22 protein-coding genes and 1 pseudogene are annotated in these 24,489 nt (G+C 72.6%); 12 read left to right on the forward strand and 11 right to left on the reverse strand.

Features of this window, described 5'->3' with window-relative positions; genetic code table 11:
- Positions 1-98 precede the first annotated feature (98 nt).
- From PV796_RS34195 to PV796_RS34210, 4 genes and pseudogenes are all read left to right on the forward strand, one after another.
- Positions 99-260 carry a hypothetical protein gene (locus PV796_RS34195; protein WP_274917611.1) on the forward strand — a complete coding sequence of 54 codons (162 nt, stop codon included), beginning with the start codon at positions 99-101 and terminating at the stop codon, positions 258-260.
- A gap of 29 nt (positions 261-289) precedes the next feature.
- Complete coding sequence (locus tag PV796_RS34200; RefSeq protein ID WP_274917612.1) at positions 290-913, forward strand: disulfide bond formation protein B; 624 nt, start codon at positions 290-292, stop codon at positions 911-913.
- A gap of 872 nt (positions 914-1,785) precedes the next feature.
- Positions 1,786-2,034: a hypothetical protein gene (locus PV796_RS34205; RefSeq protein ID WP_274919349.1), complete on the forward strand. Its 249-nt coding sequence runs from the start codon at positions 1,786-1,788 to the stop codon at positions 2,032-2,034.
- Positions 1,968-2,420, forward strand: a pseudogene (locus tag PV796_RS34210) (amino acid permease); the annotation flags it as partial. The gene PV796_RS34205 and the pseudogene PV796_RS34210, both read left to right, overlap by 67 nt.
- 69 nt (positions 2,421-2,489) lie before the next feature.
- On the opposite strand, the gene PV796_RS34215 reads toward PV796_RS34210, so the two are convergent.
- The 4 genes from PV796_RS34215 to PV796_RS34230 all read right to left on the reverse strand — a co-directional run bounded on the left by PV796_RS34215 (position 2,490) and on the right by PV796_RS34230 (position 6,644).
- Positions 2,490-3,284 (reverse strand): carbon-nitrogen hydrolase family protein, encoded by a 795-nt coding sequence (locus PV796_RS34215; protein WP_274917613.1) that lies wholly within the window; start codon positions 3,282-3,284, stop codon positions 2,490-2,492.
- Positions 3,285-3,430: 146 nt separating this feature from the next.
- The gene (gene aspA, locus PV796_RS34220; RefSeq protein ID WP_274917614.1) at positions 3,431-4,834 is read right to left on the reverse strand and encodes an aspartate ammonia-lyase; all 1,404 of its coding nucleotides are present in this window, start codon (positions 4,832-4,834) and stop codon (positions 3,431-3,433) included.
- A 50-nt stretch (positions 4,835-4,884) separates the two neighbouring features.
- Complete coding sequence (locus tag PV796_RS34225; RefSeq protein WP_274917615.1) at positions 4,885-5,916, reverse strand: asparaginase; 1,032 nt, start codon at positions 5,914-5,916, stop codon at positions 4,885-4,887.
- Positions 5,913-6,644, reverse strand: a complete 732-nt coding sequence (locus tag PV796_RS34230; protein ID WP_274917616.1) for a FadR/GntR family transcriptional regulator — start codon at positions 6,642-6,644, stop codon at positions 5,913-5,915. The genes PV796_RS34225 and PV796_RS34230 overlap by 4 nt, the downstream gene beginning before the upstream one ends.
- A gap of 242 nt (positions 6,645-6,886) precedes the next feature.
- Between PV796_RS34230 and PV796_RS34235 the strand changes: the two genes are divergently transcribed.
- The 4 genes from PV796_RS34235 (at position 6,887) to PV796_RS34250 (ending at position 12,751) form a co-directional block, all read left to right on the forward strand.
- Positions 6,887-8,332, forward strand: coding sequence for a glyceraldehyde-3-phosphate dehydrogenase (locus PV796_RS34235; protein ID WP_274917617.1), 1,446 nt, complete (start codon positions 6,887-6,889; stop codon positions 8,330-8,332).
- A gap of 176 nt (positions 8,333-8,508) precedes the next feature.
- Positions 8,509-9,285: a MerR family transcriptional regulator gene (locus PV796_RS34240; protein ID WP_274917618.1), complete on the forward strand. Its 777-nt coding sequence runs from the start codon at positions 8,509-8,511 to the stop codon at positions 9,283-9,285.
- A gap of 179 nt (positions 9,286-9,464) precedes the next feature.
- Positions 9,465-11,042: an amidase gene (locus PV796_RS34245; protein ID WP_274917619.1), complete on the forward strand. Its 1,578-nt coding sequence runs from the start codon at positions 9,465-9,467 to the stop codon at positions 11,040-11,042.
- 122 nt (positions 11,043-11,164) lie between these two features.
- Positions 11,165-12,751 carry an adenosine deaminase family protein gene (locus PV796_RS34250; protein WP_274917620.1) on the forward strand — a complete coding sequence of 529 codons (1,587 nt, stop codon included), beginning with the start codon at positions 11,165-11,167 and terminating at the stop codon, positions 12,749-12,751.
- Between the two features lie 68 nt (positions 12,752-12,819).
- Here PV796_RS34250 and PV796_RS34255 read toward each other — a convergent pair whose 3' ends face one another.
- The 3 genes from PV796_RS34255 to PV796_RS34265 form a co-directional block, all read right to left on the reverse strand.
- Positions 12,820-13,434, reverse strand: coding sequence for a GNAT family N-acetyltransferase (locus PV796_RS34255; protein ID WP_274917621.1), 615 nt, complete (start codon positions 13,432-13,434; stop codon positions 12,820-12,822).
- Between the two features lie 73 nt (positions 13,435-13,507).
- Positions 13,508-14,899, reverse strand: a complete 1,392-nt coding sequence (locus PV796_RS34260) for a pyridoxal phosphate-dependent decarboxylase family protein (RefSeq protein WP_274917622.1) — start codon at positions 14,897-14,899, stop codon at positions 13,508-13,510.
- Between the two features lie 247 nt (positions 14,900-15,146).
- Complete coding sequence (locus PV796_RS34265) at positions 15,147-15,938, reverse strand: alpha/beta fold hydrolase (protein ID WP_274917623.1); 792 nt, start codon at positions 15,936-15,938, stop codon at positions 15,147-15,149.
- Between the two features lie 150 nt (positions 15,939-16,088).
- On the opposite strand from PV796_RS34265, the gene PV796_RS34270 reads away from it, so the two are divergent.
- Positions 16,089-17,003, forward strand: coding sequence for a LysR substrate-binding domain-containing protein (locus PV796_RS34270; RefSeq protein ID WP_274917624.1), 915 nt, complete (start codon positions 16,089-16,091; stop codon positions 17,001-17,003).
- Here the strand turns inward: PV796_RS34270 and PV796_RS34275 are convergent.
- Together PV796_RS34275 and PV796_RS34280 are read right to left on the reverse strand one after the other, a co-directional pair.
- Complete coding sequence (locus PV796_RS34275) at positions 17,000-17,686, reverse strand: response regulator (RefSeq protein WP_274917625.1); 687 nt, start codon at positions 17,684-17,686, stop codon at positions 17,000-17,002. The genes PV796_RS34270 and PV796_RS34275 overlap by 4 nt on opposite strands.
- Complete coding sequence (locus PV796_RS34280; RefSeq protein WP_274917626.1) at positions 17,683-19,380, reverse strand: sensor histidine kinase; 1,698 nt, start codon at positions 19,378-19,380, stop codon at positions 17,683-17,685. Before PV796_RS34280 ends, PV796_RS34275 begins: the two co-directional genes overlap by 4 nt.
- A gap of 243 nt (positions 19,381-19,623) precedes the next feature.
- Between PV796_RS34280 and PV796_RS34285 the strand changes: the two genes are divergently transcribed.
- From PV796_RS34285 to PV796_RS34295, 3 genes are read left to right on the forward strand one after another with little or no spacing between them, the layout of a single operon-like run.
- The gene (locus tag PV796_RS34285; protein ID WP_274917627.1) at positions 19,624-20,439 is read left to right on the forward strand and encodes an ABC transporter ATP-binding protein; all 816 of its coding nucleotides are present in this window, start codon (positions 19,624-19,626) and stop codon (positions 20,437-20,439) included.
- Complete coding sequence (locus PV796_RS34290) at positions 20,429-21,301, forward strand: ABC transporter permease (protein ID WP_274917628.1); 873 nt, start codon at positions 20,429-20,431, stop codon at positions 21,299-21,301. The genes PV796_RS34285 and PV796_RS34290 overlap by 11 nt, the downstream gene beginning before the upstream one ends.
- Positions 21,302-21,339: 38 nt before the next feature.
- Positions 21,340-22,371 (forward strand): ABC transporter substrate-binding protein, encoded by a 1,032-nt coding sequence (locus tag PV796_RS34295; RefSeq protein ID WP_274917629.1) that lies wholly within the window; start codon positions 21,340-21,342, stop codon positions 22,369-22,371.
- A gap of 53 nt (positions 22,372-22,424) precedes the next feature.
- On the opposite strand, the gene PV796_RS34300 is transcribed toward PV796_RS34295, so the two are convergent.
- A complete protein-coding gene (locus PV796_RS34300; protein ID WP_274917630.1) occupies positions 22,425-23,186 on the reverse strand; it encodes a hypothetical protein in 762 nt (253 codons plus the stop codon).
- A 224-nt stretch (positions 23,187-23,410) separates the two neighbouring features.
- Positions 23,411-24,481, reverse strand: a complete 1,071-nt coding sequence (locus tag PV796_RS34305; protein WP_274917631.1) for a trypsin-like serine peptidase — start codon at positions 24,479-24,481, stop codon at positions 23,411-23,413.
- Positions 24,482-24,489 lie beyond the last annotated feature (8 nt).

Here is a 24,489-nt window from a genome sequence, read left to right on the forward strand (position 1 = left end):
GGCCCGTTGCCGCTACCGGCGCCGAACTCCCCGGCGGAGGGTGAAGGGGACAAGGACGTCGGCGACGAAGCCGGCCCCACCGATGAAGCTGGGACACGATGTACACCCTCCTCTTCCTCCTGATCGCCCTGTGCGTGCTCGCGATATTCCGCGACTGGTCACGCCGGGCGCGGCTGCTGATGTGGTCCGCGACCCTGCTCCTCTCGGTCCTCGCGTTCGTCCCCCACATCCTCGCCCACACCTTCCACCTGGCCCTGTGACCGGCCGAGCTTCCGAGGAGGAGCCCACGATGACCACCACCACCTTCCCCGTGGCCGCAGCCCGCACCGGCAACAAGCTCGGCCTGCTCTTCGCCAACCTGTACGTGCTCGGGATGTGCGGCACCATCGGTGGCGCCTACCTCTTCCAGTTCGGACTGTGGGAGTACCCCTGCCCCATGTGCCTGCTGCAGCGCATGTTCATGCTGCTCAGCGCACTCGGCCCGGCCCTGATCATCCACCGCTCCCGCAAGGGCACCGTCACCACCCGGGACACCGCCTCCGGCTGGGGCTGGGCCATCGTGTGCGCCCTGCTCGGCTCCACCGTCTCGATCACCCAGGTCCTCATGCACATCGTCCCCCCGGACCCCGGCTACGCCGGCGCCCTCTTCGGCCTCCACCTCTACACCTGGGCCGCCATCACCTTCGGCGCCGCCGTCCTCGCCGCCGGCATCGCCCTGGTCCTGACCCACGAGAGCGAGCCCCTCGACGCCGCCACCGCCACCCCGGCCCTGCGCGGCCTCGGCACCGTGAGCCTCTACCTGCTCGCCTTCTTCGCCGTCTCCAACCTCGTCGCCTGCTTCTTCCTGCAGGGCTTCCACTGGCAGATGCCGGGCGACCCCACCGGCTACGCCTTCTTCACCGACCTCTTCTAACGCGAGGTCCCGCCCCCTGCCGTCGCGCATCCGTCGAAGAATTCCCACACACCGGTGTTGCTCCTGCGTTCGGTTGATCCCAGTGGCTCTGGGATCAACCGAACGCGTGCGTGCGGGTCGTGACCCGGGCCAGGCCGTCCAGGTCGACGTGGCGCAACCGAGCGGCCTGACCGGCTGGCGATCCCGCAGCGGGCCTCGACCATGCCTCCGGGGAGGATGCGTCGCCCCTTCAGACGGATCCGCCTGAAGGGGCGACGACGAGCATCGAGCGCCGAGCTGAACGAATGCCCGGCGGCTCGGTCCTGTTACGGGGCCTTGGTTCAGCCGTACGGCCAGCTCGCGGTTGCGCGGCCCTACGGCGGCGGATGGGAGCCCGCGTTACAGCCGGACTCGCTGGGCGCCGTGCTCGCCGTTGCCCTGCTGAGCCGTCGCCTCAACTGGTGTCTCGGGGCCCGCTTCTGCCCGCCACCGGTCGAGTACCACGCCTGGGCTGAACTGCCAGGCACAGGTCCGGTAGGCGAGTACACCCTCGGCGGGTGGCATCACCGCACCGCCCTGAGCATCTGAACCTGACAGGGCGTGTCCCTACCCGGCCGGAGCGGTTGAAGTGCATATCCGACATGCCGTCCGAAGGAGTGAAGTGTGCCCCCTGTCGCCGAGGTCGCCGCAACCGTTCCTGAACGCCACTACACCCACCATGAAGGCCGCGGACCCACCCCGCACCGCTCCAACCCGGCAGTTATCCACCGGTAGTTGACCTTGCTGGAGGTCGCTGAGGGCATGCGCGTCATGGAGATCGGCACCGGCTCCGGCTCTCCGGCGCCCTCCTTGCCAGCCTCGTTGGTGCCTCTGGAGCCGTCATCAGCGTTGACATCGACCCCTATCTGACCCGCTGGGCCAATGTCATTCACCAGGAACGTGGTGTGGAGAACGTCGACTGTTTCACCGGCGACGGCACCGCCGGGCACCCCGAACGCGCCTCCTACGATCGCCTGGTGGCCTGGTGCACCCCGGCCCTGTTGCCGGACGCGTGGATCGACCAACTCGCCAACGGCTGCTGGTCCTCAACATCCGCCAGCCGCAGAGCTTCTCGGTCGTCACCAGCCTCGGCATCATCATGATCTGCACGGCGTATCTGCTGGTCACCGCGCCGATGCTGGTCGCCAGGCTGCGCGGCGGATGGCAGTCGGCCGGCGGCGGCCGGTTCAGCCTGGGCCGCTGGGGGCTGCCGGTCAACGCCGTCGCGGTCCTCTGGGGCGCCGCCATGATCGTCAACGTGGCCTGGCCGCGCGACGCCGTCTACAACGCCGCCCCGCCGTACCACTGGTACCTGCGCTGGGGCGGGGTGCTCTTCGTCGGCCTGGTCGCGCTCGGCGGCTTCGCCTACTACTGGTGCGTTCAGCGCCACCGCACCGGCGTCCTCGCCGAGCACGCCGCACGACCGGTCGGCCCCGACGGCGACGACACCGATACCGACACCGCGTTCACCGTCCCGGTACACGACTGACCGCCCGGGCGGGGCCGCCGGCAGGGTCGGACGAACAGCGGCGGCCCCGTCGGGGCCTGAACGGGCCGGCTACAGGCGGCAGTTGTCCAGTACGGCCACCGCCCGCCGCACCCGCTCGGCCTCCGCCGGGTCCACCTCGCCGAGCAGCAGCCCGGGGGCGCCGCCCAGGCGCGCCCGGACCGTGCCGTCCGGGCCGATCAGCGCGCTGTGGCCGACCCCGGTGGGTGCCTTGGTGGGCGCCTCCGGGTCGGCGTCCTGGTCCGGCGCCGCCTGGCCCACCGCCGCCAGCCACACCGTCGCGTCCAGCGCCCTGGCCCGCACCAGCAGGTCCCACTGCTCCCGCTTGCCGGGGCCCGCGCCCCAGGACGCGGGCAGCAGCGACACCGTCGCCCCGGCGTCCGCGTGCGCCCGGAAGAGCTCGGGGAACCGCAGGTCGTAGCAGGTCGCCAGGCCCACCCGGACGCCGTCCACGTCGATCGTCACCACCCGGTCGCCGGGCGCCACGGTGTCCGACTCCCGGAACCCGAACGCGTCGTAGAGGTGGATCTTGTCGTAGGACGCCTCCACCCCGGGCCCGGTCGCCAGCAGCGTGTTGGCCACCCGGCCGTCCGGTGCCGGGGTGAACATCCCCGCCACCACCGTCACTCCGGTCTCCTCGGCCACCGCCCGCACCCCTTCGGCCCACGGCCCGTCCAACGGCTCGGCCACCGGCCCCAGCGGCACTCCGAAGCGCACCATCGCCGCCTCCGGCAGCACCGCCAGTCGGGCCCCCTCGGCCGCGGCCCGGCGCACCAGCTCCGCGAGCTGTGCGAGGTTCTCCTTCGGCTCGGTCGAAGAGGTCATCTGGCACAGTGCGATACGCATCGGCACTCTCTCCCGTCGTCTCCGGTCCCACGACCCACAAAGAGATCGCGCGGGCCGCCCTGCCTTGGACGGTACGCCGTGCCGCGCCCGCACCACAGCTCCCCCTCGGGGCCGCCGGCCCCCGACCGCGGACGGCGCCCGGCCGGTCAGGCCCCGTCCGCGCCGGCGAGCTCCTCCGGGCGCAGCAGCGCGGCGAGCCGGTCCGCGGGCAACAGCCCCCGTTCCAGGACCAGTTCGGCGACCCCGCGCCCGGTGGCCAGGGCCTCCTTGGCGATCGCGGTCGCCGCGGTGTAGCCGATGTGCGGGTTGAGGGCGGTCACCAGGCCGATGGAGTTCTGCACGCTCTCCCGGAGGGTCTCGGTGTTGGCGGTGATGCCGTTGACGCAGCGTTCGGCGAGGGTGCGGCAGGCCGCCCCGAGGTGGGTGATGCTCTCCGACAGCGCGTGCAGGATGACCGGTTCGAAGGCGTTGAGCTGGAGCTGCCCGGCCTCCGCGGCCATGGTGATGGTGACGTCGTTGCCGATCACCTCGAAGGCGACCTGGTTGACCACCTCCGGGATCACCGGGTTGACCTTGCCCGGCATGATGCTGGAACCGGCCTGCACCGGCGGCAGGTTGATCTCCGCGAGCCCGGCGCGCGGGCCGGAGGAGAGCAGTCGCAGGTCGTTGCAGCTCTTGGAGAGCTTGACCGCGATCCGCTTGAGGACGCCGGAGAGGTGGACGAAGGCCCCGCAGTCCTGGGTGGCCTCCACCAGATTGGCGGCGGTCACCAACGGCAGCCCGGTGAGCTGCGCCAGGTGGCGCCGGACCGACTCGGCATAGCCCTTCGGGGCGTTGAGGCCGGTGCCGATGGCGGTGGCGCCGAGGTTGATCTCGTGGATCAGGGCCACCGCCTCGGCCAGCCGGCCCTGGTCCTCCTCCAACATCACCGCGTACGCCGAGAACTCCTGGCCCAGCGTCATCGGCACCGCGTCCTGGAGCTGGGTGCGGCCCATCTTGAGGACGTCCCGGAACTCCTCGGCCTTGGCCGCGAACGCCTCCCGCAGCACGGTCATCGACGCCAGCAGCTCGCGGACCGCGATCACGGTGGCGACCTTCACCGCGGTGGGGTAGGCGTCGTTGGTCGACTGGCTGAGGTTGACGTGCTCGTTGGGGTGCAGCGGGGCGTAGTCGCCCTTGGCGTGGCCGAGCAGCTCCAGCGCCCGGTTGGCGATCACCTCGTTGGCGTTCATGTTGGTGGAGGTGCCGGCGCCGCCCTGGATGACGTCGACGACGAACTGGTCGTGCAGGCGGCCGTCCCGGATCTCCCGGCAGGCGGCGGCGATCGCGTCGGCCTTCTCCGGGGCGAGCAGGCCGAGTTCGGCGTTGGCGCGGGCCGCGGCCTCCTTGACGGCGGCGAGCGCGTCGATCAGGTGCGGATAGCCGGAGATCGTGGTGCCGGTGATGGGGAAGTTCTCGACGGCGCGCAGGGTGTGCACGCCCCAGTAGGCATCCGCGGGTATCTCGCGCTCGCCGAGCAGGTCGTGTTCGCGGCGGTGGCCGGGGGTCATGACGGGGTCCTTCGTGCGGTGGTGTGCGGGAGGGGGGAGTGCGGCGCGGGTCAGGCCGCCGGGGAGCGGGGGAGGAGGTGGTCGTCGCGCAGCGGGGCGACCGGTTGCACGGCGCCGACCGTCGAACCGCCGCCCAGGACGGGGCGGGTGGCGAACGGGGCGAGTACCTCCGGGTCGATGCCGCAGCGGGCCAGCGCCGCGGCCGTGACCGGCATCCGGGCCCGGTCGGCGCCGTCGGCGATCTTCACGCCGACCGCCCGGCCGTCCGGTAGCGCCGCGATCTGGACGCCCTCGAAGCCGTCCTTGGCGAGCAGTCCGGGCACGGCGCGGACCAGGTGGGCGACGTCCCGATCGCGGCCGGAGACCATCTCGGGGTGGTGGCGCATGGCGTGCGCCACCCGGCCCGCCGCGGTGTCCGGTGCGGCGGTCGCCAGGCGGGCCGCGGCCCGGGTGAGCCCCAGCAGCGAGACCGCGAACAGCGGTGCGCCGCAGCCGTCGACGGTGACCTGGGCGATGCCCTGGCCAGTCAACTCCTCGACGGCCAGCGCGAGTTGGCGCTGGAGCGGGTGCTCGGGGTCGAGGTAGGTGTCCAGCCGCCACCCGCGGGCGCGCGCCGTCGCCAGCATCGCGGCGTGCTTGCCCGAGCAGTTCTGGGCGAGCCGGTCGGGGCCCAGGCCGCGGGCGAGCCATGCCTCCCGCTCGGCCGTCCCGTAGGGCAGGTCGGGCACGTTGCGCAGGTCGTCCTCGGTCAGTCCGCCGTCGCGCAGGATGCGCCGGGCGGTGGCCAGGTGGCGTTCCTCGCCGGAGTGGCTGGCCGCTACCAAGGCCAGCGCCGGGTCGTCCAGCGGCGGCAGCCCGGCCCGCAGCAGCCCGACGGCCTGTAGCGGCTTGAGCGCCGAGCGGGGGTAGAACGCGGCCTCGGCGTCGCCGAGTTGGTATACCACCGTGCCGTCCGCGGCCAGTACCACCACCGAGCCGTGGTGGACGCCCTCGACGAGGCCGCCGCGGACGACCTGGGCGACCGGGACGTGCCCGGGCGTGCGCAGGACCGGCGGCGGGGCCACCGACCGCCCCGCGCTCATGCCTCGCCCCCGGCCTGACCGGTCCGCACGATGGTGGACAGCGTGGTCTCGACCCGGGCGAGGTGGTGCTTCATCGCTTCGACGGCGTCGTGCTCGGAGCGGTCCACGAGTGCCTCGACGATCGCCCGGTGCTCCCGGTTCGACTGCTCCCGCCGCCCGCCGACGTCGTTGAGGAAGGCCGACTGGCGGGCCAGGGTGTCGCGGATCTCCTCGATCACCCGTCGGAACACCGGGTTCCGGGCGGCCTGGGCGATCGTCAGATGGAACAGCGTGTCCATGGCGACCCAGGCGGTGGTGTCGGTCTCCCGCTCCATCCGCTCCAGCAGGTGCGTCAGCTGGTCGAGGTCCTCCGGTGTCCGGCGCACCGCGGCGTAGCCGGCCACCGGGACCTCGACATGGCGGCGGACCTCCAGCAGGTCGCTGGCCGCGTAGTCGCCGAAGGTGGGGTCCGGTACCGCGCCGTCGGAGACCACGAAGGTCCCCTTGCCGGTGCGGGAGACCGTGAGCCCCATCGTCTGGAGGGCGCGCAGCGCCTCGCGGAGCACCGGGCGGCTCACTTCGAGGCGGCGGCACAGCTCGGCCTCGGAGGGCAGCTTGTCCCCGACCGCGTACTCGCCCCGCTCGATGGCCCCACGCAGGTGGCTCAGCACGGCCTCCATGGCGCTCACGCGCCGTGGCACCGCGGGGCTGGATATGTCGCCGGCTGTCTGGCTGTCTGACAGGTTCACCCGGGGATGGTCGGTCGGGGGCGGGGGAGCTGTCAAGCGGGCGGAGGTGAGGCGTACGTCATGCCCGGAGTGCGCGGAACCCCGGCCCCCGGGCGGCTCCGTGCCCCCAACGCCGGGGCCCGGCAGGTGAGTTCAGGGTCAGCCGGAAGTCGGGATCCCTCCCACCCGGACACCGCGTGAAAGGCCGAAACGGCGTGTGGTTAGCATATGAGCACCGCCTAGCTCGATCGAGAGATAAGCCTGTGACTGTCAACGACGACTCGTTCACCAACTGGAAGATCCGCGAGGAGATCGCGGAGTCGATGATCCCGCTCATCGGGAAGCTGCACCGGGAGCGTGACGTCACCGTCCTGCTCCACAGCCGCTCCCTGGTGAACAAGTCGGTGGTCAGCATCCTCAAGACGCACCGCTTCGCCCGCCAGATCGCCGGCGAGGAGCTTTCGGTCACCGAGACGCTGCCGTTCCTCCAGGCGCTCACCACGCTCGACCTCGGTCCGGCCCAGATCGACATCGGCATGCTCGCCGCGACCTACCGGTCCGACGACCGCGGCCTGTCCGTCGAGGAGTTCACCGCCGAGGCGGTCGCCGGCGCCACCGGCGCCAACAAGATCGAGTGCCGCGAGGGCCGCGACGTCGTCCTCTACGGCTTCGGTCGCATCGGCCGCCTGGTGGCCCGCCTGCTCATAGAGAAGTCCGGCTCCGGCAACGGCCTGCGGCTGCGCGCCATCGTCGTCCGCGGCGGCGGCGAGGAGGACATCGTCAAGCGCGCCTCGCTGCTGCGCCGCGACTCCATCCACGGCCAGTTCCAGGGCACCATCACCGTCGACGAGGCCAACAGCGCGATCATCGCCAACGGCAACGAGATCAAGGTGATCTACGCCAACGACCCGTCCGAGGTCGACTACACGGCGCACGGCATCAAGGACGCCATCCTCATCGACAACACGGGCAAGTGGCGCGACCGCGAGGGCCTGTCGAAGCACCTGCGTCCGGGCATCGACAAGGTGGTGCTGACCGCCCCGGGCAAGGGCGACGTGCCCAACATCGTGCACGGCGTCAACCACGACATGATCAAGCCGGACGAGCAGATCCTGTCCTGCGCGTCCTGCACCACCAACGCGATCGTGCCGCCGCTGAAGGCCATGGCCGACGAGTACGGCGTGCTGCGCGGCCACGTGGAGACCGTCCACTCGTTCACCAACGACCAGAACCTGCTGGACAATTACCACAAGTCCGAGCGCCGCGGCCGCTCCGCGCCGCTCAACATGGTCATCACCGAGACCGGCGCCGCCTCCGCCGTCGCCAAGGCGCTGCCCGACCTCCAGGCGAAGATCACCGGCAGCTCGATCCGGGTCCCGGTGCCGGACGTCTCGATCGCCATCCTCAACCTCCAACTGGCCCGCGAGACCACCCGCGAGGAGGTCCTCGACCACCTCCGCGACGTGTCGCTGACCTCGCCGCTCAAGCGCCAGATCGACTTCATCAGCGCCCCCGACGCGGTCTCCAGCGACTTCATCGGCTCGCGGCACGCCTCGATCGTCGACGCCGGCGCCACCAAGGTCGAGGGCGACAACGCGATCCTCTACCTCTGGTACGACAACGAGTTCGGCTACTCCTGCCAGGTCATCCGGGTCGTCCAGTACGTCTCCGGCGTGGAGTACCCCACCTACCCGGCGCCGGTGGCCTGACCCGCCGACCGACCGCTCCAGGGAGGGCGACCGGTGCCGCACCCGGCACCGGTCGCCCTCCAGGTCGTTCCCGGCGCGCGGCCCGTTCGCCGTTGCGACTTGCGGCTTCCGTTGCGTCAACTCCTACGGTCTCGGGTGTGGCCGGAAGGACCGGCCCGGCGAGGGGAGTGGCGACCATGACCTGGTCGATCGCGGAGGTGGCCCGGATGTCCGGGGTGACGTCCCGGACGCTGCGGCACTACGACGAGATCGGCCTGTTGCCGCCCGCGGGGATCGGCAGCAACGGACACCGGTACTACGCGGAGGCGGATCTGCTGCGGTTGCAACAGATCCTGCTGATGCGGGAGTTGGGCGTGGGACTGCGGGAGATCCGCGAGGTCCTGGACAGCCAGCGGGACCAGGTGGCCGTGCTGCGCGAGCACCACCGGCGGTTGCTGGGGGAGCGGAGCCGGCTGGAGACGCTGGCCCGGACGGTCGCCCGCACCATCGCCGACTTGGAGAAGGACGAGGGGAACGAGGACATGACGGTCCAGATCAACCGGCCGGAGAACCTCTTCGAGGGGTTCGAGCCGTCCCGTTACGAGGCCGAGGTCGAGGCGGAGGTCCGCGAGCGGTGGCCGGCGGCCTGGGAACAGTCCCGGCAGGCCGTCGCGGGCATGACCGCGGAGGACACCGAGCGCTGGCAGCGCGAGGTGACGGCGCAACTGATCCGCATGGCGGAGTTCATGGTGGCCGGTGCTCCGGCGGACGACCCCGCCGTGCAGACCGAGGTGGCGGCCCACTACCAGGGTGTGTGCCGCTTCTGGACGCCCAACAAGGCCGCCTACGAGGGCCTGGCGCAGCGGTACGTCGATGACCCGCAGATGCGGGGCAACTTCGAGAAGATCGCCGAGGGGCTGGCCGCGTACCTGAGCGCGGCGATGATCGTCTACGCCGGCGCCCGGCTGAGCTGATCGCGCACACAACTGTCGGGGGGCTGCAGACCTCCGGCAGTACGTGCCCCGCGCGGGGACCCGCCCGCGCGCCCCGCGTCCGTCCGTCCCCGGACGGGTGGGGCGTGAAAGACCCTTGCGCTCCGCGGCCGGCGTGTAGTCGGCTGACCCTCATGGGCAACAGGAGGGGCTGGCGGAACATGAGGAAGCGGAGCGTCATCACGTTGTTCGCCGCGCTGGTCGCGGGCTCGCTCTGTGCCGGCGTGCCGCAGCCGCGCGCCCGGGCCGCCGACGGCCCGTCGCCGGGCGCCGGTTCGCCCGTGTTGCCTGGCGTCGATCTGGACACGGTGACGATCCCGGAACTCCAGGCACGGATGGCCGCCGGCTCGCTGACGTCCTCGGCCCTGACCGCCGCCTACTTGGCGCGGATCGAGGCCATCGACCCCAAGATCCACGCGGTGTTGCGCACCGACCCGACGGCCCTGCGACAGGCCGCCGCCAGCGATGCCAGGCACCGCCGCGGTGCCCCGCGCGGCCCGCTCGACGGCATCCCCGTCTTGCTCAAGGACAACGTGGACACCAGGGGCCTGGCCTCGACCGCCGGCTCGCTGGCGCTGGCCGGCAGCCCGCCCGACCGGGACGCCGTCCTGGTGACCCGGCTGCGGGACGCGGGCGCGGTGATCCTCGGCAAGACCAATCTGTCGGAGTGGGCCAACTTCCGTGCGGACAAGCCCACTTCGGGCTGGTCTGCGGTGGGCGGGCAGACTCACAACCCCTATGTCCTGGACCGCAATCCGTGCGGTTCCTCCGCCGGTTCGGCCGCCGCGCTCGCCGCGTCGCTGGCGCAGGTGGCCATCGGCAGCGAGACGGACGGCTCCATCGTGTGTCCGGCCGGGATGAACGGCGTGGTCGGGCACAAGCCCAGTCTCGGCCTGGTGAGCCAGTCCGGGATCGTGCCGATCTCCGCCGAGCAGGACACCGCCGGCCCGATGGCGCGCAACGTGATCGACACCGCGCTCGCCTTCGCGGTGCTCAGCGGGCGTGAACCCGCCGCCGTCCAGGGCTCGTCGGCGCACTCCGACGGGTTGCGCGGCAAGCGGATCGGCCTGTGGCGACTGCCCGAGCTCGGGCCGGACGTGGACGCCGTGATGTCCCGGACCGCGGACGCGCTGCGGCACGCCGGCGCCGAGGTCGTCGAGGTGATGCCGCCCTACCAGAAGCGGTTGGCCGAGCTCGAATACCCGGCGCTGCTCAGCGAGTTCCACCGGGACATCGACGCCTACCTCCCCACCCGCAAGGGGCCGCAGAACCTCGCCGAGCTGATCGCGTTCAACCGCAGCCACCCGGCGGAGCACACCTGCTTCGCCGGCCAGGAACTCTTCGAGAAGGCGCTGGCCGCGCCGTCCACCAGCGACCCCACGTACCGCGCCGGCCGCGCCGAGTTGAAGGCGTTGTCCCGGCGCTCCATCGACGAGACCATGGCCGCGCACCACCTGGACGCCATCGCCGCGCCGACCAACCCGCCCGCCTGGACGACGGACTGCGCACGGGGCGACACCGACCTCATCCCGTCCTCGACCCCGGCGGCCGTGTCCGGCTACCCGTCGCTGTCGGTGCCCGCCGGAACGGTGCACCAACTCCCCGTCGGCCTGCTGCTGATGGCCGGCAACCACCAGGACGAGCGCCTGCTGTCGCTGGGCGCCGCGGTGGAACACCGGCTGCACGCCTGGCGAGCCCCGCGCTACCTGCCGACGCTGGGGCCCGACGGCCCCCGTTGAAGGGCCCGTCGGCTTTGCGCCAACCTTGAGGCACCTGTTCGGAAGAATGTGCCGAAAAGGTCCTCGCAATCCCTCGATCGGGTGACGAAGATACCTCGGTGATTGATGATCGTCGTCGTGCCATGCACCGTCGCCGGGTCCTCCGGACCGGTCTGGCCGCCCTCAGCACCCTGTCGATAGTGTCCGCCGTGCCGGCTGCCGCCCAGCCTGCCAACCCCCCTGCCTCCCCGTCGCCTTCGGTCCGCCCGCTGAACCCGGCCGAGGCGCGCACCGCCGCCTACCTGGAGTCCATCCGCTCCGACCCGGCGCGACTGCGCGGCTTCTTCCGGCAGCTCCCCAAGGGCGGTGATCTGCACAACCACCTCTCCGGCGCAATACCCACCGAGTACCTGATCACGTTGGCCGCCGAGGACAAGCTGTGCATCGACACCAAGACGATGACGGCGGTACCGGGGCCGTGCGGCGCGGGCAAGCGGCCGGCGGCGGACGCCACGACCGACCGGACCTTCCACGACGCGCTGCTGCGGGCCTGGTCGATGCAGGACTTCCCGGCCGGCGGGTCGGGGCACGACCACTTCTTCGACACGTTCGGCAAGTTCGGTGAGGTGACCTGGCGGCACCGCGGCAAGCTGCTGTCGAAGGTCGCCGACGGCATCGCCGCGCAGAACCAGTTCTACGTGGAGACCCTGGTCACCCCCGCCTCCGAGGAGGCCAAGAAGGTTGCCGACCAGGTGGGTTGGCACCCCGACTTCGCCCGCATGCACCGGGAGCTGGCCGCCGACGGCAAGCTGGACCGACTGGTCGCCACGGCCCGCAAGGAGGCCGACGACGCGGACGCAGAGTTCCGCGCCACCTCCCACTGCGGCACCGCGCACGCCGCCCCCGGCTGCCAACTGACCGTCCGCTGGAACTCCCAGGTCTCCCGGGGCAGCAGCCCCGAGCGGGTCTTCACACAGATGGAGGTCGGGCTGCGGCTGGCCGAACGGGACCCGCGGTTCACCGCCGTCAACCTCGTCCAGCCCGAGGACGGCGAGCGCGCGCTGAGCGACTACCGCCTCCAGATGCGGATGCTGGACTATCTGCACAAGGTCTACCCGAAGGCCCACATCACCCTGCACGCGGGCGAGTTGGCGCCGGGCCTGGTCAAGCCGGAGGACCTGAAGTTCCACATCAACGAGGCGGTCAACGTCGCCCACGCCGAGCGCATCGGCCACGGCGTCGACCTCGTCCACGAGGACGACTGGCGGCAGTTGGCGCGCACCATGGCCGCCCGTGAGGTGGCCGTCGAGGTGCCCTTCACCAGCAACGCCCAGATCCTCGGCGTGAAGGGCGCGGAGCACCCCTTCACCACCTACCGCGCGTACGGCGTGCCGATCGTGCTGGCCACCGACGACCCCGGCGTCTCCCGGATCGACATCAGCCACGAGTACCAGTACGCCGCCACGACGTACCAACTCGGTTACGGCGAGCTGAAGGACCTGGCCCGCGCCTCCCTCCAGTACTCCTTCCTCCCCGGCCGCAGCCTGTGGCAGGGCAACCCGACCCGGCACGGCTACCACCCCGTCGACACCTGCCGCGGACAGGTCCCCGGCAACGGGACCCCCGGTGCGGCCTGCCGGCGGCTGCTCGCGGACAGCCCCAAGGCGGCCGTCGAGTGGCGGCAGGAGGCCGCCTTCGCCTCCTTCGAGCGGCAGTTCGGCCACCGCTGACCGCGGCGGCCGGCCCGGGCCCCGGTGCACCCGTCGACGACGGGGCGCCGGGGCCCGGCCGCGTCCGGCTACGCCGGCCCGGACGCCCCCGTCGCCTCCGACGCCCCACCCGTCTTCGCGCGGAAGTCCAGCAGGTAGAAGACCTTGTCCCAACGGCGTTCCCCGATGGCCACGAAACCGGGGAGGCGGCCGTATTCCCAAAAGCCCAACGACCGGTACAGGCGCAGCGCGTGGGCGTTGTCGGCCCGGGCGTCCAGGGTGAGCACCTCGATGCCGGCGGCCCGGGCGTCGGCGATCAGCGCGCCGGCCAGCGTCCGACCGATGCCGCGGCGGTGCGCGGTGCCGGCCACCGCCAGCTTCTCCAGGTCGGCGTGCGGGCGGTGGGTGGGGCGGGCGTAGCGCAGCCAGTAGCCCAGGCCGATCAGGGTGCGGCCGGCGTAGGCGGCGCGCAGCGCCCCGTCGCCGGCCGCGGCGGCGGTCAGCACCCGGTCGACCAGCTCGGCGACCTCCGCGGGCCCGGGCGGATCGACCCAGCCGAGCGGCGCGCCGTCGGCGACCAGGCCGGCGAGGATCCGGTGCGCGGAACCGGGGAACTCCGCGGCCCGTTCGGGGTCGGCGGCCAGCGCGTGGGCATCCAGGACGACGGTCTCGTGGTCGGACTCGTTGATCTTGAGGGGGTGCATGGGCGGCAGCCTAGGAGGTGGCCGGCGCGACGAACAGCGGCCGCTCGCGCCCCGTCGCGCGGGGCGTGCGCCGTCAGTCCAGGGGGAGTTGGCGGACCGCGGCGGCCAGGGCGGCGCCGACCCGGCGGACGTCCTCGGGGGCGGTCCGCCAGTTGCTGAACGCGGCCCGGAGCGCGGGCAGTCCGGCGTGCACGGTCGGGGTGAGGAAGACCTCGGTGGCCAGCGCGTCGGCGAGGGCGGCGAGGCGGTCGGCGGTGGGGCGGGTGGCGAGGGTGAAGCAGACGACGTTGAGGTGGACGGGGGAGAGCAGCCGCAGCCCGTCGAGGGCGGCGACCGTCGCGCCCAGGGTGCGGGCGCCCTCGACGCAGCGCTCCACGATCTCGCGGTGACCCTCGCGCCCGTAGGCGCGCAGCGTGAACCAGGCGGGCAGGGCGCGCAGTCGGCGGGAGTTCTCCGGGGTGAGGTGGACGAGGTCGGGGGTGTCGCCGAGCGGGCCCAGATAGGCGGCGGCGTTCTGGAAGACCCGGGCCTGGAGGTCCGGGCGGCGGGTGAACTGGACCGCGCTGTCGTAGGGGACGTTGAGCCACTTGTGCAGGTCGATGCAGAGCGAGTCGGCCAGGTCCAGGCCGTCGGCGAGGTGCGCGTGGCGCGGGGAGAGCGCGGCGAAGGCGCCGAACGCGGCGTCGAGGTGCAGCCAGCAGCCGTAGCGGTCGCGGAGTTCGGCCAGGGCGCGGAGGTCGTCGAAGTCGACGGTGTTGACGGTGCCGGCGTTGGCGACGATGACGCAGGGGCCGTCGGCCTCCTGGAGGGCGCGTTCCAGCGCGGCCGGGTCGACCGCCTCCCGGTCGGGGAGGGTGGGCACGGTGACCAGCGCGGCGCGGCCGAGGCCGAGCACCGACAGCCCCTTGGCGATGCTGGAGTGCGCGGCGCCGGACAGCACCCGCACCGGCCCGAGGGCGGCCACCCCGTCCTCGGCCGGCGAGACGCCGCGCCGCTCGCCGAGCCATTCCCGGGCGATGGCCAGTCCGACGGTGTTGGACTGGGTGGCGCCGCTGACCAGCGCGCCGTGGTGGGCGTCGGAGAGTCCGAAGAGCGCGCGCAGCCAGCCGACCGTCTCCCGTTCCAGGTGCTGCCCGGTGGCGTCCAGGGACGACATGGAGTTCTGGTCAGCGGCCGCGGTCAGCCAGTCGCCGGCCAGGGCCGCCGGGGTCGCCCCGCCGGTGACGAAGCCGAGGTAGCGGGGGCCGGCGCTGGCCGAGAGGCCGGGCTCCCAGCGTGCGGTGAAGTCCCCCAGCGCGTCCCGGAGTCCGCTGGCGTGTTCGGGGAGCGGGGCCGGTTCGGGGGCGGGGCGCGCGGGGACGACGGGGGCTTGGTCGAGGCCGTCGAGGAAGGCCGCGGCGTGCTGCCGGGTGGTCTCCAACAGGTCGGGCAGCGCGGCGAGATCCGCGGCGAGCTGGGGGTGCACGAGGCGCTCCGTTCGTCGAGTGGGCACGACGCTAGCGGGGGCGGGCCACCGGCCGCCTGGTCCAATTCAAGGGAAGTGGACTGGAATCGGGGCCGGGCGGACTGGTCGAGTGGGCGGTCCTCCCGGGCCGGGGATCAGCCACTGGCTCGGACGCCCCTCCGGCCGGAGCTCAGCCGTGGGGGAAGGGGGCCGGGCGTCGCGCGTCGACGGTGCGCCGACGCGCAACGCCCGGCGGCCGGAGGGGAGTTCAGGCGGTGGTGCGGTCGGCCGGGGCCATGCGGGCGAGGGCGGTGCGCAGCGCGGCGTTGAAGGCTTCGGGGCGCTCCTGGTGCGGCATGTGCCCGGAGCCGGCGATGACGTCGACCTCGGCGCCGGGGGTGCGGGCGGCGCAGGTGCGGGGGACCTCCAGCGGGATCTCGGTGTCCAACTCGCCGTGGATGTAGTGGATCGGCACCCGGAGGCCGGGCAGGACCGGCCGCGGGTCGTAGCCGCCGGCCTCGGCGAAGTGCTGGTCGATGTGGACGCCGGAGTCGAGGATCTGCCGGACCGTCCAGTCGATGAGGGCGGGGGAGGTGCCCGGCGCGTACCACCCCGGCACCCAGTTGGCGACCGTGCCGGCCCGGTCGCGGCGCAGATCGTCCCGCAGCTCCGCTATCGGCATCCCCGTGGACGGCCAGTACGCCGGCCCGTCCACCGAGACCACCCCGCCGATCAACTCCGGCCGTCGTAGCCCCAGTTCGGTGGCGAAGGACCCGCCGATCGACGAGCCGACGACCACCGGCCGGTCCAGCCGCAGCGCGCCGATCAGCGCCGCCAGGTCGCTGGCCACGCCGGCGGTGGTGTTGCCGCGGACGGGTCGGGCGGAGCGTCCGCAGCCCCGCCAGTCGACGGTGACGACCCGGTGGTCCCGGGCGAACCCGGCCTGCTGTGCGCCCCAGGTGCGGCCGCTGGTGCCCCAGCCGTGCAGGAACAGCAGCGCCGGGCCGGTCCCCTCGTCCTCGTAGTGGTAGGTGGTGTCGTTGACGTCCAGGTTGGGCATGGTGGATTCCTCTGCCTCGTGGGCCCGGTGGGGCCGCGCGGTTCGTGATGCCCTCAGCCAACCGCGCTCACGCCCGCCGACCAACGGGCGATCCCCGCCTACACTGATCGCGATCGGTGATCAATACCGATCACGGTGAACGGGGGAACCATGGAGATCCGACAGCTTCGCTACTTCCTGACGGTGGCGGAGGAGCTGCACTTCGGCCGCGCCGCCGAGCGGCTGCACATCGTGCAGTCCGCGGTCAGCCAGCAGCTCCGCCGGCTCGAACGCGAGCTGGGAACCGAGCTGTTCACCCGCTCCACCCGCGTCGTCCGGCTCACCGCGGCCGGCGAGCGGCTGCTGCCCTACGCCCGGGAGATGCTCGCCCTCCAGGCCCGGGCCCGGGAGGCGCTCGACGAACTGCGCGCCGAACAGGCCGCGACGGTGCGGCTCGGCACCAGCTCCGGGCTGGGCGCCTGGCTCGATGCGGTGCTCGCCGCGTTCACCCGGACCGCCGGCCACGCCCAGCTCGAACTCGTCACCGGCAGCACCGAGGAGCGCCTGGCATGGGTGCGGACCGGTGAGCTGGACGCCACCCTGCTGCGCGGTGAACGCGCCGACCCCGGGCTGGAGTTCCTGCCGCTGTGGCAGGACGGGCTGATGGCGGCGCTGCCGGCCCGCCACGAGCTCGCCGCGCGGGACACCGTCGAGCTGGCCGACCTCGCCGCCCTCCCGCTGCGGCTCTCCCCGCGCGCCCGCAATCCCGCCCTGCACGACCTGGTCCTGCGCTCCTGCCGGGCGGCCGGCTACGAGCCCGTCCGGGGGCCGGAGTTCACCAACGCCCAGGACACCCTGGCCGCCGTCGGCTACGGCAAACCGTCCTGGACGGTCTTCTACGCCGCGCACGCCGAGCAACTCCCCGTGCCCGGCGTGGTGTTCCGCCCGCTGACCGGGCCCGCGCCGGTCATGCGGAGCTACCTCGCGGTGCGCGGCGGCCCGCCCCGCGCCGGGCTGCGCGCCCTGATCGAGGCGTGCTACGCGGCCGTCGAGGGCGCCGGCGACGCGGTCACCGGCGCCGGCTAGCTGGCCCAGGCGTACCGGTGTTCCGGGCGTCCGGTGTCGCCGTACTTCAGGGTGAGGCTGATGTGGCCGGTGCGTTCGAGGTGTTTGAGGTAGCGCTGGGCGGTGGAGCGGCTGACGCCGGCGCGCTCGGCGACCTCGTGGGCGGAGAGCGGCAGCCCCGCCTCGTCCAGGGTGCGGCGGATCAGGTCGACGGTCGCGGCCGAGTGCCCCTTGGGTAGTTCGGCGTGCGGGGAGTCCGGGGTGCGCAGCGCGGCGAAGATCCGGTCCACCTGCTCCTGCCCGGCCTCGCCCCGACCGCCGACGCCCGCCACGGTGCGGCGCAGCGCGGCATAGGCGTCCAACTTGGCCCGCAGCCCGGCGAATCCGAAGGGTTTGACCAGGTACTGGAGGGCGCCGTACCGCATCGCCGCCTGCACCGTGGCGACGTCCCGGGCCGCGGTCACCATGATCACGTCGGTGTGGTGGCCCAGTTGGTGCAGCCGTCGCACCAGCGTCAGGCCGGTCTCGTCCGGCAGGTAGTGGTCGAGCAGCACCAGGTCGACGCGGAGGCGCTCCAACGTGGCCAGGGCCTGGGCGGCGGTGTGCGCGCGGCCGACGACCCGGAAGCCCGGCACCTGGGACACATACGCGGCGTTGATCTCCACGACGCGGAAGTCGTCGTCCACGACAAGGACATCGATCATGGTGACTCTCCTGTGGCCGTGAGCTGACGAGAGGCTGCGGCGGGTAGCGCCGCCTTCTGGGGGTGGGGGTCGGGAAGCGGGTGCGGGGCGCGCGCCACGGGGGCGGGCGCCAGCGCCTCGGGCAGTACGACGGTGAAGACCGCGCCGCCGCCGGCCCGGGCGGTGACCCGGGCCATCCCGCCGTACCGCTCGGACAGCCGGCGCACCAGCGCGAGCCCGATGCCCCGGCCCCGGGAGGCGACGGTGGCGCTCTTGGTGGACCAGCCCTCGGCGAAGACCTGTTCGCGCCGCTCCGGCGGCACGCCGGGCCCGGTGTCGCTGACCCGGACGACCGCGGTGGTCCCCTCGGCGCGCAGCTCCACCTCGACGAACGGTTCGGCGCGGCGGCGCTCGGCGGTGGCGTCCAGCGCGTTGTCGATGAGGTTGCCCAGGACGGTGACCAGGTCGCGCGGGTCCACCACGGCGTCCGGCAGCAGCGTGGCCGGCGACACCCGCAGGGCGACCCCGCGCTCGGCGGCGATCGCCGCCTTGCCGACCAACAGCGCGGACAGCAGCGGATCGTGCACCCGCTCGGCGATCTGTTCCGCGGACGCCCGGTGGGCGCTGGCCACCTCGGCGACGAACTCCACCGCCATGTCGTACCGGCCCAGTTCGAGCAGCCCGCGCACCGTGTGCAACTGGTTGGCGTGCTCGTGGTCCTGGGCGCGCAGCGCGTCCAACAGGCCCTGGGTGCTGTCCAACTCCCGGCCCAGCAGCTCCAGTTCGGTACGGTCCCGCAGGGTCACCACGGCGCCGCCGTCCCGGGTCGGTACGCGGTTGGCGACCAGCACCCGGCCGCCGCTGATCGCCAACAGGTCGCCGCCTGCCACCCGGCCCGCCAGCACGTCGGTGGTCCGGCCCGGCGGCAGCACCTCGTCCAGGGCGCGCCCCGCGGCGCTCGCGTCCAGCCCGAGCAGCCGCCCCGCCTCGTCGTTGACCAGCCGGATCCGGCCCCGCCGGTCGAAGGCCACCACCCCCTCCCGGATGCCGTGCAGCATCGCCTCCCGCTCGTCCAGCAGCGCCGAGATGTCCGCGGTGGCGACCCCGTGCGTACGGCGGCGCAGGCTCCGGGCGACCACCACGGCGGCCAGCACGCCGGCCGCCAGCGCCGCGCCCGCGTACCGCAACAGTCCCGGGATGGCGCGCAACAGCACGCCGTGCACGCTGTCGTAGGCGATGCCGACCGAGACCGCGCCGACGATCTGCCCGGTGGCGTCGCGCAGCGGCACCTTCGCCCGGGCCGAGCGACCCAGCGTGCCGGTGTCGATCTGGCGGACCGCGTGGCCGGCCAGGGTCCGGCTGGGGTCGGTGGAGACGTGGCGGCCGATCTCCGCGGCGTTGGTGTGTGACCAGCGGACGCCGCGGGTGTCCATGACGACGATGTAGAGCGCCCCGGTCGCCCGGCGAATCCGCTCCGCGGCGGACTGCACCGGACCGCGCGGCGCCGGCGCGGTGGCCGCCACGTCGCGGGCCAGCTCCGGGTCGGCGGCGGTGGTCTCGGCGATCGCCAGCGCCTGGCGCATCGCCTGGTCGTCCAGGGCGTGCCCGAGCGGGGCCAGGAACAGCCCGGTGGCCAGCACCGTCACCCCGGTGGTGATGGCCAGTTGTGCGGTCAGGACCTGCGCGAAGACGCGACGGGGCCAGTGGATCCGCATGCGGTCCCCCTTGTCTCGGCCGTCCTCCGCAGTGGAACGGAACGGACACTTCCTGTTGACGACGCTGGCTGTTGATCTGGTGTCAACGCAAGGTAAGCCGCCGGGGCCCGGCTGCCCAGCCCCCGTTGAACTTTTGTTGTTCTAGCGTGAGCAAAATGGGCACAACAGGGTTTGCGCTCAGAAAGACGGCTTGCGCCCACAAGGCTGCCGTGGTGGCCCGGCCCGCTCCTAGCCTCCCGGTCCATGAACAGCCACACGAGCCCCGCCATCGAGTTGCGGGGAGCGAGCAAGACCTTCCGCACTCCCTCCGGCGGTCTGCACACCGCCGTCCGGGACCTGGATCTGACCGTCGGACGCGGCGAGTTCGTCGCCGTGGTGGGGCCCACCGGCTGCGGCAAGTCCACCACTCTGACGCTGGTCAGCGGCCTGACGGAGCCCACCGAGGGCGAGGTGCTGGTCGCCGGTGAGCCGGTCCGCGGCATCGGCAACAAGGTCGGCTTCGTCTTCCAGCAGGACGCCGTCTTCCCCTGGCGCACCGTGCTCTCCAACGTCATGGCCGGCCCCCGCTTCCGCGGCGCCCCCAAGCCCGAGGCCAGGGAGCGCGCCCGCGAATGGCTCGCCCGGGTCGGCCTCGCCGGCTTTGCTGACCGCTATCCGCACCAGCTCTCCGGCGGCCAGCGCAAGCGCGTCGCGCTCGCCGCGACCTTCGTCAACGACCCCGAGATCCTGCTGATGGACGAGCCGTTCTCCGCGCTCGACGTGCAGACCCGGGCGCTGATGTCGGACGAGCTGCTGGAGCTGTGGTCCGGCACCGGCTCCTCCGTCGTCTTCGTCACCCACGACCTGGAGGAGTCCATCGCGCTGGCCGACAAGGTCGTGGTGATGACGGCCGGCCCCGCCACCGTCAAGGAGGTCTTCGCCATCGACCTGCCGCGGCCCCGCCGGGTCGAATCGGTGCGGCTGGAGCCGCGGTTCATCGAGATCTACCGGGAGATCTGGTCCTCGCTCGGCGAAGAGGTCCGCATCACCCGCGAAAGGGGTGCCGCCCGTGTCGCCTGAGACCGTCACCGCACCGGCCACCACCGAGCACGCCCCCGTGGGGGAGCGCGGCCAGGCCCGCGCCCGGGCCGCCCGCAACCGCAAGCTGGTCGTCTACGGCGCCCGCGCCGTCCTCCTGGTCGGGCTGCTCGCCCTGTGGGAGTGGCTGGCCCGGGCCGCCGTGATCGACCCGTTCAACTTCTCCATGCCGTCGAAGATCTGGCACCAGATCACCCAGTGGGCGCTCAACGGCACCCCGCAGGGCACCCTGTGGGAACAGATCTGGTACACGCTCTACGAGGCGCTGCTCGGCTGGATCATCGGTGTCCTCGGCGGCGTGGCGCTGGGCATCGCGCTCGGCCGGGTCCGCTTTCTGGCCGATGTGCTCGGCCCCTACATCAAGGTCCTCAACGCGCTGCCGCGGATCGTTCTGGCCCCCATCTTCCTGATCTGGTTCGGCCTCGGGCCGGCCTCCAAGGTCGCCTCCGCCGTCGTCCTGGTCTTCTTCCCGGTGTTCTTCAACGCCTTCCAGGGCGCCCGCGAGGTGGACCGCAACCTGGTGGCCAACTCCCGCATCCTGGGCGCCAGTAACCGCCAGGTCACCCTCCAGGTCGTCATCCCCTCCGCCACCTCCTGGATCTTCACCAGCCTGCACGTCAGCTTCGGCTTCGCCCTGATCGGCGCCATCGTCGGCGAGTACATCGGCGCGACCAAGGGGCTGGGCCTGCTGGTCTCGGCCTCCCAGGGCACCTTCAACGCCGCCGGCGTCTACGCCGCCATGGTGATCCTGGCCGTCGTCGCCCTGCTCGCCGAGGGCCTGTTGGCCTTCCTGGAGAAGCGGCTCTTCCGTTGGAAGCCGGCCGACGCCGGCGACGGCCGCTGACCCCAGCCCGCACCGCCCCACCTCACAAGGACGTGACCATGCGCACCCAGCTCAAGCTCCCGGCCGCCCTCGCCGCCGCCGCGCTCGCCCTCACCGGCCTGACCGCCTGCGGCAGTTCCTCCGCCGGCGGGTCCGCGGACGCCAAGGACGGCAAGCTCAAGATCATGGTGGGCGGCCTGGACAAGGTCATCTACCTCCCGGCCCGACTCACCCAGCAGCTCGGCTACTTCAAGGCCGAGGGCCTGGACGTCACCCTGCTCACCGAACCCGCCGGCGTCCAGGCCACCACCTCCCTGCTCTCCGGTGACGTCCAGGGCGTGGTCGGCTTCTACGACCACACCCTCGACCTCCAGGCCAAGGGCAAGCAGGTCGAATCGGTGGTGCAGCTCGCGCAGACGCCCGGCGAGGTCGAGGTGGTCTCCAACAAGGCTGCCGGCGAGCTGACTTCGCCCAAGGACTTCAAGGGCAAGAAGCTGGGCGTCACCGGCCTGGGCTCGTCCACCGACTTCCTCACCAAGTACCTCGCGGTCAAGAACGGCGTGCAGACCCAGGAGTTCACCCCGGTCGCGGTCGGTGCCGGCCAGACCTTCCTCTCCGCCCTCCAACAGGGCTCGATCCAGGCCGGCATGACCACCGACCCGACCGTCGCCCAGGTCGTCAACAAGAAGATCGGCAAGGTGCTGCTCGACATGCGCACTCCCGAGGGCTCCCGGCAGGCGCTCGGCGGCCTCTACCCGTCCTCCAGCCTCTACATGAACACCGACTGGGTGAACAGTCACAAGGACACCGTCCAGAAACTGGCCAACGCCTTCGTCAAGACCCTCAAGTGGATGTCCACCCACACCCCCGAGCAGATCGCGGCCAAGATGCCGTCGGACTACGCGCAGGGCGGCAAGGAGCTCTACGCCCAGGCCATCAAGGACACCCTGCCGATGTTCACCAAGGACGGCGTGATGCCGGCCGACGGCCCCGCCACCGTCGAACGCGTCCTGAAGGCGTTCAACCCCAACCTGAGGGACGCCTCCATCGACCTGAAGAAGACCTACACCACGGAATTCGTCAAGAAGTGACGCAACGTCAACAGCGTTGAAATGACCCGCTGTTGACACGACACCCGCCGGGATCAGGCGCGAAAGCCCAGGTGCACATGGTCCCGGTGGGTGTCGTCGGTGAAGAACTGGTCGGCGGCCCCGCCCGACAACTGGATCGGCCCGCCCACGTTGTACGACCCCGCGGCCGCCGCCGCCCGCATGAACGACTCGACCAACCGCCGCGGCGTCGCCGGATCGACCACCGCATGCCCGTCGATCCGCCAGACATCGACCGCCCGCCCGCGCGGATGGTCGCTGGGCCGGTCCGTCCCGAAGACGTTCAAGGGATGCCCGGACCGCACCACGCTCACCGCCATCCGGTGCTTGCGCGCCAGCTCCAACAGCGCGTCCAGCACGCTGGTGTGCACCGCACCGCTGCGTACGTCCGCGGCCGCCGCCGGCGGCAGTTCGATCGCCGGCCCCGCCGCCACCACCCGCTTCGCCGCGCTGCTCGGTGCCGCCGCCGGCGCCCCCGGCCGGGCCGGGTGCAGGGCCGTCACCGTCCACCGCGGGCTCGCCCGGCGCAGCCGCACGTCCACCGTCGTCCCGCCCGCCACCACCGTGCCGTCGGCCCGCCGAACCCACTGCCGGCACACCACCAGCACGCTCGCCGAATCCGCCAGGACGCCCCCGTACTGCGCGTCGACCACCTCCAACACCGCCTCCGCGCCGCCCGGCCGCAGCGCCCCCGCCTGATCGACCAACGAAGGCTCCAACCCCAACGCCCCCACCCGGGCCATCGCCGCGTCCCGTTCACCGGCCGGCCAGGCACCGATCGCCTCGACCACCGCCACGGCCCGCTCCTTCACCTCCGGCCGCACGTCACCCGGGTTCGGCCGCCACCGGCCGACCTCCGGCAAACGGGACACCGTCCCCGACGCGCTCGGCCGCGCCGACGTGGTCGCGTCACCACCCCCACACCCCGCGACCCCCCACAACACCGCCGGCGCCGCCGCGAGCAGCGTCCGCCGCCGACACCGCACCCCGCCCCGCTCCTCGGCACCCTCCCGCACGCCCCTCATACGAAGTTGACCTCCGCCCGCACCAGTAGCGGATCCTCCACCAACTGCCACAGCGGCACGGCGCAGTTGCCCACCCCGTAGCGGCCGCCGACGTGCAGGCCGAGCACGCGGTGGTCGGTGAGGTCGATGACCGGTGAGCCGCTGTTGCCGCCCAGCGTCGAGCAGTCGTGGCACATCACATTCCCTTCCGACGCCAACCCGGTGCTCATGCCGGGCTGGAGGCGCTTGACGTTGTAGACGTCCATGAAGATCCGCCGGATGGACTCCGGTTCGCCGCGGCGGCCGTCCCAGGCCGGATAGCCGATGCAGTAGACGGGGTGCCCCGGCAGGTCCGCCGGCGCGTCCGCGGCGATCGCGAGCGGAGCGGGCAGCGCGGGGCCCCCGAGGTACGGGGCGATCCGCAACAGGGCCAGATCCACCTCCTCGTGGACCCCCAACACCTCGGTGACCTCGTACGACGGTTCGTCGTCGGACGGCTCGGCACCGGAGCCGCGGCCCTCGCCCAGCTCCAGGGCCGCGCGCAGCCCCGGTTGGAACCCCCAGCCGTCGCCGGCGCAACGGGCGAACTCCGCCGCCACATGACGGTTGGTCAGCACCGTCTCGGGTCCGACCAGGAAACCCGCCCCCAACCACTCCAGGTCGACGTGCCCGGAGACCGCCAACCGGCCCACCCGGGCCAACGACTCCCGGATCGCCGCCCGTTGGGACTCCAACACCGCCCAGTCACCCTGCTGCGGGGCGAAGTCCTGCCGCTCGACGAGGAGCGCCGGCCGCCCTTCCCACAGGACGACCGCCTCCACTCCGAAGGACTCCTCGTCGCTGATCTCCTCGGCCCGCCCCGCGGCCAGCTTCTCCAGCCCGCTGGCGCCGGCCGCCAGCACCCGGGCCCGCTCCTGCCGGGCGTACTGCCCGATCCGGCCGGCCGGCAACTCGTCCGCGGGCAGGCCCGCGAGGGGGTCCGGCTCCTCCCAGGACAGTTGCTCGCGCACCCGCGCGGCCACCGCCCGCAGATCGGAGAAGACCCGCTCGGGCCCGGTCCCCACCGGCGATCGGCTCCCGTCGTCCATGCCACACC

Origin of the sequence: Streptomyces sp. WZ-12, from assembly GCF_028898845.1 — a bacterium.
Lineage (GTDB): Bacteria > Actinomycetota > Actinomycetes > Streptomycetales > Streptomycetaceae > Streptomyces.

Excerpts from the sequence above, each read along its gene's own strand:
- PV796_RS34195 (WP_274917611.1), top strand. The coding sequence starts at position 99 with ATGTACACCCTCCTCTTCCTCCTGATCGCCCTGTGCGTGCTCGCGATA.
- PV796_RS34295 (WP_274917629.1), top strand. The coding sequence starts at position 21,340 with ATGCGCACCCAGCTCAAGCTCCCGGCCGCCCTCGCCGCCGCCGCGCTC.
- PV796_RS34225 (WP_274917615.1), bottom strand. The coding sequence starts at position 5,916 with ATGAGCGCGGGGCGGTCGGTGGCCCCGCCGCCGGTCCTGCGCACGCCC.
- PV796_RS34285 (WP_274917627.1), top strand. The coding sequence starts at position 19,624 with ATGAACAGCCACACGAGCCCCGCCATCGAGTTGCGGGGAGCGAGCAAG.
- PV796_RS34250 (WP_274917620.1), top strand. The coding sequence starts at position 11,165 with ATGCACCGTCGCCGGGTCCTCCGGACCGGTCTGGCCGCCCTCAGCACC.
- PV796_RS34245 (WP_274917619.1), top strand. The coding sequence starts at position 9,465 with ATGAGGAAGCGGAGCGTCATCACGTTGTTCGCCGCGCTGGTCGCGGGC.
- PV796_RS34275 (WP_274917625.1), bottom strand. The coding sequence starts at position 17,686 with ATGATCGATGTCCTTGTCGTGGACGACGACTTCCGCGTCGTGGAGATC.
- PV796_RS34305 (WP_274917631.1), bottom strand. The coding sequence starts at position 24,481 with ATGGACGACGGGAGCCGATCGCCGGTGGGGACCGGGCCCGAGCGGGTC.
- PV796_RS34240 (WP_274917618.1), top strand. The coding sequence starts at position 8,509 with ATGACCTGGTCGATCGCGGAGGTGGCCCGGATGTCCGGGGTGACGTCC.
- PV796_RS34280 (WP_274917626.1), bottom strand. The coding sequence starts at position 19,380 with ATGCGGATCCACTGGCCCCGTCGCGTCTTCGCGCAGGTCCTGACCGCA.
- PV796_RS34255 (WP_274917621.1), bottom strand. The coding sequence starts at position 13,434 with ATGCACCCCCTCAAGATCAACGAGTCCGACCACGAGACCGTCGTCCTG.
- PV796_RS34200 (WP_274917612.1), top strand. The coding sequence starts at position 290 with ATGACCACCACCACCTTCCCCGTGGCCGCAGCCCGCACCGGCAACAAG.
- PV796_RS34215 (WP_274917613.1), bottom strand. The coding sequence starts at position 3,284 with ATGCGTATCGCACTGTGCCAGATGACCTCTTCGACCGAGCCGAAGGAG.
- aspA (WP_274917614.1), bottom strand. The coding sequence starts at position 4,834 with ATGACCCCCGGCCACCGCCGCGAACACGACCTGCTCGGCGAGCGCGAG.
- PV796_RS34270 (WP_274917624.1), top strand. The coding sequence starts at position 16,089 with ATGGAGATCCGACAGCTTCGCTACTTCCTGACGGTGGCGGAGGAGCTG.
- PV796_RS34265 (WP_274917623.1), bottom strand. The coding sequence starts at position 15,938 with ATGCCCAACCTGGACGTCAACGACACCACCTACCACTACGAGGACGAG.